13 protein-coding genes and 1 pseudogene are annotated in these 13,336 nt (G+C 52.5%); 11 read left to right on the top strand and 3 right to left on the bottom strand.

The features are described 5' to 3' along the window. Positions 1–46: 46 nt before the first annotated feature. The 3 genes from ACK3CV_RS19570 (at position 47) to ACK3CV_RS19560 (ending at position 2,761) form a co-directional block, all read left to right on the top strand. Positions 47–499, top strand: coding sequence for a GNAT family N-acetyltransferase (locus ACK3CV_RS19570; protein WP_086580348.1), 453 nt, complete (start codon positions 47–49; stop codon positions 497–499). A 112-nt stretch (positions 500–611) separates the two neighbouring features. Continuing rightward, positions 612–1,028: a DUF2946 domain-containing protein gene (locus ACK3CV_RS19565; RefSeq protein WP_239504671.1), complete on the top strand. Its 417-nt coding sequence runs from the start codon at positions 612–614 to the stop codon at positions 1,026–1,028. Positions 1,029–1,099: 71 nt separating this feature from the next. Continuing rightward, positions 1,100–2,761: a DUF2534 family protein gene (locus tag ACK3CV_RS19560; RefSeq protein ID WP_204280386.1), complete on the top strand. Its 1,662-nt coding sequence runs from the start codon at positions 1,100–1,102 to the stop codon at positions 2,759–2,761. A 54-nt stretch (positions 2,762–2,815) separates the two neighbouring features. On the opposite strand, the gene ACK3CV_RS19555 is transcribed toward ACK3CV_RS19560, so the two are convergent. After that, a complete protein-coding gene (locus ACK3CV_RS19555) occupies positions 2,816–3,751 on the bottom strand; it encodes a LysR family transcriptional regulator (protein WP_049195004.1) in 936 nt (311 codons plus the stop codon). A gap of 135 nt (positions 3,752–3,886) precedes the next feature. On the opposite strand from ACK3CV_RS19555, the gene ACK3CV_RS19550 reads away from it, so the two are divergent. Genes ACK3CV_RS19550 through ACK3CV_RS19540 form a run of 3 tightly spaced genes read left to right on the top strand, consistent with a single transcriptional unit; the run spans position 3,887 to position 6,069 of the window. After that, the gene (locus ACK3CV_RS19550) at positions 3,887–4,540 is read left to right on the top strand and encodes a DUF3313 domain-containing protein (RefSeq protein ID WP_086580345.1); all 654 of its coding nucleotides are present in this window, start codon (positions 3,887–3,889) and stop codon (positions 4,538–4,540) included. Positions 4,541–4,578: 38 nt separating this feature from the next. Then, positions 4,579–4,923 carry a DUF3302 domain-containing protein gene (locus tag ACK3CV_RS19545; protein ID WP_086580344.1) on the top strand — a complete coding sequence of 115 codons (345 nt, stop codon included), beginning with the start codon at positions 4,579–4,581 and terminating at the stop codon, positions 4,921–4,923. Between the two features lie 9 nt (positions 4,924–4,932). After that, a complete protein-coding gene (locus ACK3CV_RS19540; protein WP_164037884.1) occupies positions 4,933–6,069 on the top strand; it encodes an HlyD family secretion protein in 1,137 nt (378 codons plus the stop codon). Positions 6,070–6,340: 271 nt separating this feature from the next. On the opposite strand, the pseudogene ACK3CV_RS19535 reads toward ACK3CV_RS19540, so the two are convergent. Continuing rightward, a pseudogene (locus ACK3CV_RS19535) lies at positions 6,341–6,661 on the bottom strand (TA system toxin CbtA family protein). A gap of 426 nt (positions 6,662–7,087) precedes the next feature. Here ACK3CV_RS19535 and ACK3CV_RS19530 point away from each other — a divergent pair. The 5 genes from ACK3CV_RS19530 to ACK3CV_RS19510 all read left to right on the top strand — a co-directional run bounded on the left by ACK3CV_RS19530 (position 7,088) and on the right by ACK3CV_RS19510 (position 13,121). Then, positions 7,088–8,284, top strand: coding sequence for a lipase family protein (locus ACK3CV_RS19530; RefSeq protein WP_164037887.1), 1,197 nt, complete (start codon positions 7,088–7,090; stop codon positions 8,282–8,284). Positions 8,285–8,286: 2 nt separating this feature from the next. After that, on the top strand, positions 8,287–9,471 hold the full coding sequence (locus tag ACK3CV_RS19525) for a caspase family protein (protein ID WP_164037890.1): 1,185 nt from the start codon (positions 8,287–8,289) through the stop codon (positions 9,469–9,471). A 3-nt stretch (positions 9,472–9,474) separates the two neighbouring features. Then, positions 9,475–11,115 carry a hypothetical protein gene (locus ACK3CV_RS19520; protein WP_164037893.1) on the top strand — a complete coding sequence of 547 codons (1,641 nt, stop codon included), beginning with the start codon at positions 9,475–9,477 and terminating at the stop codon, positions 11,113–11,115. Positions 11,116–11,563: 448 nt separating this feature from the next. Continuing rightward, positions 11,564–12,777, top strand: a protein-coding gene (locus tag ACK3CV_RS19515) for an IS3 family transposase (RefSeq protein WP_164037896.1) whose coding sequence is annotated in 2 segments (ribosomal slippage) — positions 11,564–11,858 and positions 11,858–12,777 — 1,215 coding nt in all. Because the reading frame shifts where the segments join, the coding sequence is not laid out codon by codon here. Next, positions 12,774–13,121, top strand: a complete 348-nt coding sequence (locus ACK3CV_RS19510) for a hypothetical protein (RefSeq protein WP_164037900.1) — start codon at positions 12,774–12,776, stop codon at positions 13,119–13,121. The genes ACK3CV_RS19515 and ACK3CV_RS19510 overlap by 4 nt, the downstream gene beginning before the upstream one ends. A gap of 127 nt (positions 13,122–13,248) precedes the next feature. Here ACK3CV_RS19510 and ACK3CV_RS19505 read toward each other — a convergent pair. Next, positions 13,249–13,336 (bottom strand): hypothetical protein (locus ACK3CV_RS19505; protein ID WP_489009890.1); only part of this gene is annotated, 88 nt, incomplete at its 5' end.

The following is a 13,336-nucleotide window of genomic DNA, read 5'->3' as shown; positions in this document are numbered from 1 at the left end:
ATTGCTGCATAATTCTACGCTGACAACATGGATAACAGGAATGACGATGGACATGATTTCGGTGCGGCAAGTGCCCGAGCAGGCGCCGCGCGCCATTGCGTATTTTCAGCGGCACTGGGCCACGGCAGAGACGCTGATGATGTATGAAGACGCCATCAACCGCAGCCTCGGCGCCACCAACCCGCTGCCGCAGTGGTACCTGCTGATGGAAAATGACCGGATCCTCGGCTGCGCGGGGCTTATCACCAACGACTTTATCAGCCGCGGGGAACTGTATCCCTGGCTGTGTGCGCTCTACGTAGAGGAAGCGCAGCGCGGCCGGGGCTACGGCGCCAAACTGATTGAGCATGTGGCGGCGGAAACCCGCCGGCTGGGCTTCCCGCAGCTGCACCTGTGCACCGATCTGGAAGGCTACTACGAGCGCCACGGCTTCGTTTATCACGGGCTCGGGTATCACCCCTGGGGCGAAGCCTCGCGGGTCTATTCGCGGGTGCTGTGATCGCCGCCGCCGGGGGCGAGCAAGACAAACCTGACTTTTCTTTCACCTCATCGCGCATCGCGGGTTACACTGGCCGCTTGTTCGCCACCGACCGGGTTAATTCGCCGCCGCGATGAGAGTGCCACGCCAGCTACAGCAACGCTTTACCGCCTGCATCGCCATTATGGCGGTGCTGTTGCTGTTTGTGGCGCCGGTGGTGTCGAAATCGCTGATGCACCACCCGATGATGGGCGGCATGGCACAGACGGACGCCGCTATGCCGCACGACATGCACGCGATGACGATGCCCGCCGCCGAGCATGCCGGCCACCACGGCATGGATCCTGCGGAAATGATTTTCTGCGGTTATTGCGAGCTGCTGATCCACGTGCCGCTGCTGCTGTGGACATTCGTCCCGCTGCTGTGGCTGATGGCGCGCATCGCGCGCCTGCCTTGCGCGCCGCGCATCGTTTCTCCGCCCATTCGGCGCCTTGTTCTGCGGCCGAGCCCGCGCGGGCCGCCCGGCCAACCGTTTTTCCCTATTGCTTGATCATGGGTAACGCCGTCCGTATCGCTGCGGACGGTTTGCCTGCGCGCACAGTTTGAAAAACGAGAAAGGCCATGTCTTCAATAACCAAAACTCCACCTGCCGCATCGCCGCGTGGCGCGATGCTGAACCTGATCAGACGGCTGCATTTTTATATCGGCCTGCTGGTCGCTCCTTTTATTCTGGTCGCTGCATTGACCGGCACGCTGTATGTGCTGACGCCACAGCTTGAAGAGGCGCTGTATCGCGATGCGCTTTTCACCGAACCGCACGGGCAGGCGAGATCGCTGGCTGACCAGATTGCCGCCGCCCGCCGCGCGGTGGGTGACGAGGCGCGCATTTACGCCGTGCGCCCGGCACCCGGCGCAATGGACACCACGCGCGTACAGTTCGCGGGTGCCGATCTGGGCGCTTCCGAATCGCGCGCGCTGTTTGTCGATCCTTATACCCTGGCGATCAAGGGTGATATGACGGTGTACGGCACCTCCGGCGTGCTGCCGCTGCGCACCTGGCTGGATAAGTTGCACAGCAGCCTGCTGCTCGGCGATCTGGGGCGCAACTACAGCGAGCTGGCGGCCTCCTGGCTGTGGGTGGCCGAGCTGGGCGGCGTGGCGCTGTGGCTGGCGACGCGGCCGAAGCGCAAGCTGAAAAGGGCGAAAGGGGGCTTCGCCGCCAGCCGCCATTGGCATATCACGCTGGGCGTGGCGCTGCTGGCCGGGCTGCTGTTCTTCTCGGCTACCGGGCTGACCTGGTCGCAGTGGGCCGGCGGCAACATCGACGCGCTGCGGGCCAACCTGGGTTGGCTGACGCCGCAGGTCAATACCAGCCTGCAGGCCGATACGCCGCAGACGCCGGCCGATCCGCACGCCGAGCATCGCGGGATGATGGCGGGCATGAAGATGGCCCCAGCCGCGCAGAGCAATGCGCTGAACGGCGACTGGGATCGGGCGCTGTACGCCGCGCGCGCCGCCGGAATAGATGCCGCCAAGGTCGAGCTGCGCCAGCCGAAAGGCGAGGGCAAAGCCTGGACGGTGACCGAAGTGGATCGCAGCTGGCCGACGCAGGTGGACGCGGTTGCCATCGCGCCACAAAGCTTTGCCGTCGTCGACCAGGTGCGGTTCGACACCTTCCCGCTGATCGCCAAGCTGACCCGCTGGGGCATCGACGCCCACATGGGCATTCTGTTCGGCTTGCCGAATCAGCTGCTGTTGGCGGCGTTCGGCCTTGGGCTGTGCTTGATGATCGTGCTGGGTTACCGCATGTGGTGGAGTCGCCGCCCGGCGGCGGGGGCGCAGCATCCGGTGCATACGCTGATTGCCGCCTGGCTGGCGCTTTCCCTGCCGGCGCGTGCCGTCACGCTGCTGGTGGCTTCCGCACTGGGATATTGCCTGCCGGTGATGGGTGTGAGCCTCGCGGCGTTGCTGCTGGTGGACGTGTGGCGCTGGCGCGGCCAACGGCAAGGCCACCGGGATGAAACGCCGGAAGCGGCCGCCCGCCGTGCCGAGGTGCGCAAGTTCCGCGCGGCGGTGGCGACGGTGGCGGTGGCGGTCGGCTGCGTGATGGGGCGAGCGATCCTCGGCGGCACCGTCGAGCAATTCCAGCTGCCGATCGGCGCCTGGAGCGCCCAGATGGTGATCATGCAGAGCCTGATGGTGTTGCTGTATACGCTGGTGTTCACCCTGCTGCTTTCCATTCCGCTGTGGTATTTCTTCCTGGGGGAGAAAGAGGGGCGGTGAGGCATTTTTCGCCGACGCAAAGCATTCAACCCCGCTGCGGCGGGGTTTTTCTTGTTACATCAGGCGGTGCGCGTGCAGCTTAACGCTCTCCATGATGCTGTCCATCGTCACCTGCACGCGGTGCGGCAACACGCCGCGCCGGCGGTAGATCAGGTAGGCCTGCATATCGATGCCGCGCTCGCGCGCCAGGCAAGGCTGTAGGGTGCCGGCATCCAGCTCGGCGGCGACGGAATAGTACGGGGCGTAGACGATGCCCAGGCCCTGTTTGGCCAGCTCGATCGCCGGCAGAATGTTATCGCAAACGCTGGCGCCGTTGATCTCGACCTGCACCAACTCCCCCTGCGCACTGTAGCCGCTCCAGGTATTGCGAATGCCGCCCAGCATGCGCAAAGTGATGCAGCGATGCTGCGGCAGTTCATCCAGCGCTGTCAGCGGCGAGCGGGCGATGTAATCCGGTGCGGCGAACAGCCCGACGCGAAAACGGGTGAAGGGCCTGGCGATCAGGCTTTCGTTTTGCGGCTGGAAGAGGCTAATCAGCAAATCGCAGTCGCTGTCGAACACTGCGCCGTACTTTTTCTCGCGTTCGTCGGGGTTGCGGGTCACCAGATCGACAGTCAGCGCCGGTGCAGCGTGCAGCAGCGGCGGCAGTAAATAACGGGCCAGGAAAGCGTGGATGCCTATCGGCGCGCCGAGCGTGACCATGCCGTTCAGGCTGCGTTTATAGGTACCGGACATATCGAGCAGATCGCTGTGTTCGTCCAGCAACTGTGAGGCGCGCCGCAAGAATTGCTCGCCGAATTCAGTCAGCGCCAGGGTACGCGGGCCGCGCAGGAACAGTTCCAACCCAAGCCGCCGTTCCAGCGCGGTGAGGGCGCGCGACACGTTAGACTGCGGCATATCCAACAGCTGCGCCGCTTTGCTGACGCTCGCCGTTTCGGCAATGATGCGGACAATCCTGAGTTCTTCAATGCGGAAGTCTTTCTCTTTCACTGGCCGGCTCTTGTGAGTTTGTATATCAAAAATGATATACACCTTTGGCGGCATTGTCATATGACTTATCACGGGCGGGTGGGTATCATTCGATTTGATTATTTGCTATTCACCAAAATAAAGAGAAACCCGTCAATGAAAGTGACAAGAGCGGTTATTTTGCCTGCGCTGTTATTACTGGCCGCGTGCTCTTCCGCCGTGACCGAAAAAGAAAAATACTCGACCTTTCTGACCAATTATAACGATATCAATAAAGGTCAATCCGCGTCCGGCAAAGACGTTTTATATTGGAAGGATAAGAACGTCGATTTTTCCCATTATCAATATCTGGTGTATCAACCGATGATCTATTTCCCGCGGCCGAAACCGAGCGAGATGGTGAGCCAGCGCGCGCTCGACAATATCCTGAATTACACCAACCAGCAGTTTAAGCAGGCGATGGGCACCCACTTTACGCTGGTGGACATGCCGCGTGAGCATACGCTGATTTTCCGCGGCGCCATCACGGCGATCGACACGCAGAAGAAAGGGCTGCAGATCTATGAAGTTTTGCCGATCACCCTGCTGATCGCCGCGACGCAAAGCGTAACCGGCCATCGCACCATGGAGAGCGCGGTCTATATGGAAGGCGAGTTTATCGATGCGGCGACTAATCAGCCGGTCATTAAAGTGGTGCGCAAGGCTTCGGGGGAAAATCTCAATAACGAGAAAGCGCAGCTTAAAGTCACCGACGTGAAGAATGCCATCGATACCATCGCCAACGACATTAGACAATATAACACGCTATAAACCTCGTTTATTTTCGTTATTCTCAGCCAGGACTTTACATGTTTCTTAACTATTTCGCTTTAGGTGTACTGATCGCGGTATTCCTGATTTTATTCTACGGCGTCATTATTATTCATGACATTCCCTATTTGCTGGCAAAAAAACGCCGGCACCCGCATCAGGATGCGATTCACGTCGCCGGCTGGGTCAGCCTGTTTACGCTGCACGCTATTTGGCCACTGCTGTGGATCTGGGCCACACTCTATCGGCCGGAACGCGGTTGGGGCATGAGTGAGAAGGCAGAACCTTCAACGGACCTGCAGGCGCGCATCGCGCTGCTCGAAGCCGAATTGCAACGCCTGCAGGAAAAGCCGACGGCGGTTTCCGGCCCTACGGTAAGTTGAGCGTAGCCTATGGATTTGCTCATTATTCTCAGCTACGTGGCGCTGAGCTACGGCGTATTTAAACTGTTCCGCATTCCGGTTAATAAATGGACCGTGCCGACCGCCGTACTCGGCGGGATCGTTATCGTCGGCGCGTTGATTCTGACAATGAACTACAACCATCCGTACAGCGATCGGGCGCAGAAAATTGCCGTTTCTGTGCCGATGGTGCCGCAGGTCTCGGGCATGATCGTTGAGGTGACGGAGAAAACCAACGTGCTGCTGCGCAAAGGCGAGGTGCTGTTCCGTCTCGACGACAGCCGCTATCGTGCGCGGCTCACCAGGCTGGAGGCGGATCTGGCCGGGGCCGAGGCGGAGATAAGAACGCGCCGGGCGGCGCTCAGCGAGTCCGCCGCCAACGTGCAGCGGGTTAATGCGGAATATGAGCGTGCCCGTAAGGACTACCAGCGCTATGCGAAAGGGGCGGCGATGCCGGTCAATCCGTTCTCGGAGCAGGACGTCAGCCATGCGCAGCAGCAGTACCAGGCGCAGTCTGCGGCGCTGCAGGCGGCGAAAGCCCAGTTCCAGCAGGAACAGGCGCGGTTGTCCGGGCGCTATGACGGCGAAGACGCCACGATAGCCAGCTTGAAATCGCAGATTGCCGAAGCGCGCTACAACCTGGAACAATCGGTGGTGCGTGCGCCGAGCGACGGTTATGTCACGCAGGTGCTGGCGCGGCCGGGCACGGCGGCGGTTCGCCTGCCGTTCAAACCGGTGATGATCTTTATCCCGCAGCAAAAGCGCCAGGTGGTGGCGGTGTTCCGCCAGAACGCCATCCTGCGTTTGGCGCAGGGGGACCAGGCCGAGGTGGTGTTCAACGGCTTGCCGGGGCAGGTTTATGGCGGCACCGTAAGCCGGGTGTTGCCGGCGATACCGGACGGCAGCTACCAGGCCAGCGGCGCACTGCAGGGCCTGAGCGCCACACCGGGCCGGGAAGGGGTGTACGTGATGATTGACCTGGCGGCTAACCCGGATCTGGCTCACTTGCCCGACGGCGTGAGCGCTCAGGCGGCGGTCTATACCGGGCACTTCGAGCACGTCTCCGTGATGCGCAAAGTGCTGCTGCGCATGACCAGCTGGCTGCATTATCTTTATCTGGATCACTAGCCTGCATTGGCTCGGGGGAGCCCGGGCCGTGGGGTGAGCCTTCGGAATACGACAAAAACAAAAAAGCCCGCAACCGAAGTTGTGGGCTTTTTCTCTATTATCGCCGGGTCTATCTGGGCTGGCGGAGTCTGAATTGATAATGTAATTCATTGAATTTACTTTAGTAACTACTAGTTCAACTTTTCGCTGGTGCCTATTTAGGTGCCTGAAAGTTTATTCACCTCTTTTTGAAGGGAAATAGAAGAGAGGTAGGGAAGAGGGCTAACATGATTTAAGTGCTCATCAGCCCGGTCGCTCGTCTGGTTCTGAGAATATCGGTCGCGGTCAGGATTGGTGTCTGTTCCTGCCATGTAAACCCTTTGCGGTCAGTGTGAACCAACTCATAGCGTCTTACCAGGAAATTTACCGCATCAGCAAGTTTAATGCCTACTTCAATATGCTCCTGTATTGCAAGTTCGTTATGGAATTGTGTGTCGTTGAGTGTGAGGCAGTAATGATGTTTCATCAGATACGTTAACAATTGTTGTCATACCTGGTAGGGCGACAGTAGTGGCGAAACCGGCACTGTGGCCGTTAGAGTGGGAACTTGCATATGTTGGACCCTGTGGACCTGATTGAAGAATAGATAGGTTTAATTGATCGTTGCCTTCTGAGGATAAACATTAATGTTGTGTAGTTGCGAAACTATCTAGATGAGTAAACCTATGAACATGTTAAAATTATCATAACATGCCGGTGAAGAAGTATAGTATCAGGGCAATAGAAGAGAATGCTGTATCCTATCTACATGATAGCAAGCTAAAAGTGGTTAAAAATACATTGATTTAATTTGCTAACTGTTAGTTTGAAAAGTATTCAATCATCTGCTCATTCGTGCTTAAATCAAATTAACAATAAATGTTTAATACTTGATAATACTAACTTTCTATGCAAGATTTGTTTGTTAATGAGGTCACTTATCCACATATTATCAATACTCGTGGGGTCATCTTGAACCACATTGTTTAAGGAGAGCGGTATGCCCATTGTGTTTATACATGGAGTGAACAATCGCATTGAGGACAGGGATTACGAGTCCGGTATCAATATCAAACGAGAGTATTTTCGAAGTACGTTCGCTCCTTTATTGAACATGTCAATCCAACCACAAAATATTTTTTTTCCTTATTGGGGGGGGCAGGGTGTTGATTTTCGGTGGAAGCAGGCTTCTTTACCCCACAGTTCCGATGACGTCGTAGCGCTGGGAGCAAATAGCGCCGCACTCGAATCCTGGCTAGGCGAAGTACGATTCCAGAAGAACAGTGAAACGATTATCTTGGGCGAAATTAGTCGTAATGAAGGATTTACCTCCGCTCTAGACTTGTTCTGGGACATTGTTTCTGTTGCAGTTTCCGACGACCATGCTCAGGAAATCGCTTTGTATTACGAAGCTTCTCTTCGATATGCTAAAGATGAACCAGCCCCTGAATGGGCGCTTGCGACTTCTCCTTTAGATAATGAAGATTTCGCCTGTCAACTCTTCAGGTCTATAGAGAGCTACATTCAACCAAAACAGATAACTCCAGGTGTAGTGGCTTTAGGAATGGGTGACTGTTTTACGTCAGTGCGGGAGGCCATGCGGCGCCTTGGAAATGCACCTGCTGATATAGCTGGTACCGTTTTAGCTAAACTAGGCAGAAAATCTGCGCATGAAAGAGCCTCACGATTTCTTGGTGATATATTCATTTATTTAACAAAGCGAGATGATACGGGACCAACTAGCATACTAGCTGACGTTCTGGAGAAACTTCAGGAAGCGAACGCTACCAGAACGGAAGATGATGACAAACTCGTTGTAGTTGGTCACAGCTTAGGAGGTCTTCTTGCCTATGACGCTCTTACTCATTTCCTGCCCGACATCCATGTGGACTATTTTATTACCGTCGGCTCCCAAGTCGCATTGTTTGAGGAAATGACTCTTTGTAAGACTAGTGTGCTAGGTGTACCCGCTAACCCTCCCAGAGATCGCTTAGCTAAACCTTCGAATATTGGCCGTTGGCTCAACGTTTATGACACAAATGATGTGTTCTCTTTCCGAGTTGAAGGCGTGTTCCTCGATGTTGAAGATTATAAGTTCGATACAGGGTATGGTCTGCTCGGTGCCCATGGTGGCTATTTTTTAAGACCGAGCTTCTACAAGCGACTTGCTAAAAGAGCCTTGGAGGTCAAGGAGTAGGTATGGGAATTGTTTTCGAATCTCAGGCTTTCAAAGAGGATCCAAATGTTACAGCGACTCATGTTCTCCTCGTCGGATGCGGTGAATATCCTGGCTTGGCAATCTCGGAAAATGATTTAAAGCCTCTACTTCCTCCGCGTATCTCAGTAGAAGCAATGGCCAACTGGTTTCTTTCCGGCCGAGACGCGATGCCTGAGGGACGTGAAAAGCCACCAGAGAAGGCGTTCCATAATCCCCACGCGCCATTAGGCTCGCTTGCCATATATGCATCCCCTGCAGAAGATTACACATTGCCCTCAGGAGAGACCGTAGCTTGCACTAGACCAACTATTAATAACTTGAAAGCTGCCGCGCACCAATGGTTGACCCGGCTAGGTAATAATCCGCATAGCCGTGGAATATTCTATTTCTGTGGACACGGTCTGAGCGATGGAACCGTCCAATATCTTGTCGCAGACGATGTGATGGAGATTGATCATGACCCTTGGGGCGCGCTCTTTCATGTTACAAATACCTGCCAGGCAGCTATCCGGACTACCCCTGCAACACTGGCTTTCTGGATTGATGCTTGTATGGAGTTCAGCGAGCAAGTACTGAATAACATCAGCTCACCAAATCCTCTAATTAATGGTTCCCGTTCTGGTCCACCTAAGACGCGAGACTGGTCATTGATTGGTGCCACGAGTATGAATCGGAAAGCCTATGCTCCCGAGCGTGGGGTCGCGCGTTTCACTGAAGCCCTATTGCTCGCTCTTCAAGGGCATTGTGGTACACAGTGCGGGATGGACCAGGATTTTAGTGTTGGGTCTAATGATATACGTATCGCAACAGCTGAATTTCTTAGCCTGTCACAACATGGCATGGAGGATGACATCCAAACCTTAGGCGGTTTTCAAGGGGATGGCTTAGGCGACACTGCACTTCATGTTCTACCTAGTAGCCCACGAGTTCATATAGAAATGTCTATCGATCCACCCGGTTTCGGAGTGCTCGCTACCGCATATATGGAAAATTCTGCTAATCCACGCGAACAGAAAGCTTTCAGGGATGGCCCTGTAAGCTTCTTGAAGGAGCGAGGTGAGTGGACCTACGGTACGACATTTAATCGAAACAGATTTCCAGACCAAACTCACAATAGATTGTTAACATCAGCTGTCCTTCGTTGGCAATTCAAAGTACCGGAGTGAGATATGCAACACCTTTTGGTTAGCGTTAGGGTAGGCCCTAATCAGGCCTTACCAATTGAAATTTATACCCCTGAAGGTTCTTTAATTGATAGTGGGGCAGTTTCATCCAATCAATCCAAACTTTTTGATTTACCTATGCGGCAAAACGGAGATGATGATCGGATATTTGAGAGGGTTTATGTGTTCGCGAAACTTCCTGGAGGTGCGACTATTCAAGAGGTCGCGGATCTAGATGTTTGGGGAGGAAAAGTTGTTCTAGATGTTGCAAAGAGTAGCCCTTATGAGTGGCTGGAATGGGTGACTCCATTTCGCTCTTTAAGCCATTTAAGTAACAAAAATATCCAAGAAACGACCGGGCTTTCCATCTATCAATCCCGCCGGATAGGTAAAGTATGGGCGACGCTATGGGAGTTTAGGGAAAAGAGTTGGGGGGCTAAAAATGTTAATTTTGAACGACTCAAAGGTGATCGAGGAGTTCTTCAACTAACTTTAGACGTTCCATGTTGCCCGCATTTATTGCAACTAGGAGGTGAAGAGTTATCATGGCGCATGATATCCCTACCACCCGGTAAACGAGTGAATATTGCTCTAACACCTCGAATGCATGAAACACGGGGGGATGCACTCGACATTACAGTAGGACAAGAGCAACGTGAAAACGAACTTATCATGTCCTATCTTTCACAAGGGTGCCTACCTGAAGTAACGAAGTTGGCAGAGCTTATGGAAATATCAGACCGTTTGTTATTTGATAAATTCAACGATCCTATTTCCGCTGTTGCAGGGGGGTATGTTTTACTTAAGACTAATAAGTTGGAGGAAAGAGAGTCATGGTTAGATAATTTGAATAGTCATTTCCCTTATATCGCCGACATCAAAATTCTGAAGGCGGCATTGGCTCGAGAAAAAGAAGGTATACTTGAAAAAGACATCCGTCAAATGCTCCTTGATTCAATGGAAGTTGGTCTACCGATTTTTTCGCTTGGCATAACTTTATTACACGACGGTATGGCAGCAATGCATCGGGGGGCAGATGAAACGCGAAATTTCCACAGAGCGTTTCTGGCTGTCCAGGCTTATGTTCGTGCCGGATTTTCAAAAGGAGCCTACTTCGCTTTTTATGGGAAAAGTCCTGCAGAGCCACTTTGGATTCCTATCTATGGTACCGAGCAAGCAGGGGCCGCTACACCAGTGAGTCTCGGCTCTAGCCCACCCGTATTCATGGGACGACCTAAGGGATCACCCCGTTCGGTCCGGTATGGAGAAACCTCAGTCACATTGCCTTCTGCCCCAGTAAGTATGATGACACTCGATGTTATCGATGAATATAATAAAAAACAGCTCGATCATGTTGAGTCAGGCCATAGACTTAATACAGTGGACTTGCCAGAGTTTATCCTCAAGCAGACTAGGATCTCAGTAACCTCGGCGCTGCCTTCACGTGTATTAAAAAGGCTTCCCGATTACCTTGTTGTCCCCGAACCTAATGAAAGTCTCAGTGATATTGTCGTAAGTAAGGGCCCTCAATCTAAATCAAGTCTTCCGCCAGAACGCAAGGGCAAAGCAAAATCTATACGAAATGCTAAAGATTGGAAGTCTGCGCGGATTTCTCACTCAATTCTTGTGATGAATGAAGATGATTAGGGCTTCAAATGTACGTCAGCTTCACAATAAGTAAAAAATTTTGCTAAAGTGATGCCGTATATCGTGTCGATTTTTTGCAAATCATAAAGTTAGTAACTTTAGAGAGTTCTGCCCGTATATGGAAAGACTCTCTTTATACAAAATTTAAAGTCAAAGTTATTTAGTTAGTGAATTTAGTAGGGTAATTATTGTGTATGCTAATGTGGCTATTTTTGATAGTTCTCGAAAGATAGAAGAATGAATGTGATTTTCTTCTGTAACTAATTTTATCTATGGAGTTGTGTGAAATGTTTCACCCAATTCTAAGATGTCAAATTTTTGTATAAGCTGCTCCTTCTATTAATGCTTGTTCTAAATTACAATAAACCACGCTCGGCAAAAGAAACCACTTCGTTCCCGACCACGAGATGATTGTAGTGGCACAGTAAATTTGGCCACCTGATTAAAGGTGATATTCTCACCTCAACATGAAACAGGTGACTTAATGAACAAGAAAACTAAGCGTACTTTCACCCCTGAGTTCAGGCTGGAATGTGCACAACTGATTGTTGATAAGGGATACTCGTATCGGCAAGCCAGTGAGGCGATGAATGTCGGCTCTACCACATTTGAGAGCTGGGTACGCCAGCTCAGGCGAGAGCGTCAGGGGATCACGCACTCTGCTACCCCCATTACTGCAGAGCAGCAACGTATCCGCGAGCTGGAAAAGCAGGTTCGCCGCCTGGAGGAACAGAATACGATATTAAAAAAGGCTACTGCGCTCTTGATGTCCGACTCACTGAACGGTTCACGATAGTTGCCAGACTGAGTGACAGCCACACGGTTGTTACCCTTTGCTCCGCTCTGGGAATACACCGTAGCAGTTACCGATATTGGCGAAAACGACGCGATACTGTCAATCCAGCGCGAGTCAGGTTGTGCAGCGAAATACGCCAAGCATGGAACCAGAGTCGGGGCTCTGCTGGCGCACGCACTCTGGCTGAAATGCTGACTCAGAACGGCGTCCCGATGAGTCGTTACCGTGCCGGGCGTCTCATGAAATACCTGAATCTGAGCAGTTGTCAGCCCGGAAAACATCAGTATAAAAATGCCCGTCAGAAACATACATGCTTGCCGAATTTACTCGAGCGTCAGTTCGCTGTGCCGGAGCCAGACCGTGTATGGTGCGGAGATATTACGTACATCTGGGCAGGAAATCGCTGGTGCTATCTGGCAGTTGTCATGGATCTTTTTGCCCGCAGAATTATCGGCTGGAATCTGTCAGCGAATGCCGATACAGCGTTGGTAAGTAGTGCCCTACGGATGGCCTATGAGATACGTGGCCAACCCCGGGAGGTTATGTTCCATAGTGATCAAGGAAGCCAATATACCGGCCTTAAATATCAACAAGTTCTCTGGCGTTACAGGATAAAGCAAAGCGTCAGTCGGCGAGGGAATTGCTGGGATAACAGCCCAATGGAACGCTTCTTCCGTAGTCTGAAAACAGAATGGGTTCCGACAAATGGTTACACAGGGAGTGATGAGGCCCGGCGTCAAATCGGCGGTTATATCCTGAATTACTACAATAGCGTCAGACCTCATCATTACAACGGGGGGCTAACGCCGGAAGAATCAGAGAACAGATACCGTTCTTACTATAAAACCGTGGCCAGTATTACTTGACCACTACATGTGACTGGCGAAATTGTCAGGAAGAAGAGGAAAGTAAGAGGATAGAAAAAGCAACAAAAGCAGGAGGGAGCAGAGGGATAAACTATGCTCCTGTTAAGGTTGAGCTTATCCGTCTCCTAAGGCTAAGGGCGTCAGAAAATAAATGGGAAACAGTTGAGGATGCAATCAAGGGAGTCTATGAAGGGCTTTGCACCTTAATTGAGAAGGAGTCGAAGGCGTCCGGAAAAAAAACTGTGTTGAAATATGATAATCTTCCGAGAACACTTCGTGGATGGTATGAAAAGCATGACGATATTAAAGTTGCTTTTGAAGAGGCTATAACCTGTAAGAGATAAATACACGCTTGTGTTTCAGGGAGCATGAATGTCCTATAATCCATGATGGGTGAAGTTGTCAAGTAATATTCTTTACTGCACCATCGAATTGTAAGCGTACAGCGGGAACCGTATTGACGAATGCGTGTCATTCGGCCAACAGGGTGACACGCCATGGTAGTAGTTCGCTGACCCTGTTGACCGGCCAGTCTGCGATGACATCAAGTACATGCTGG

The sequence above is a fragment of the Serratia sp. TSO36 genome, assembly GCF_057808395.1.
The sequence above is the reverse complement of the archived record's forward strand: the minus strand, read 5'-3'. Positions and strand labels throughout refer to the sequence as shown.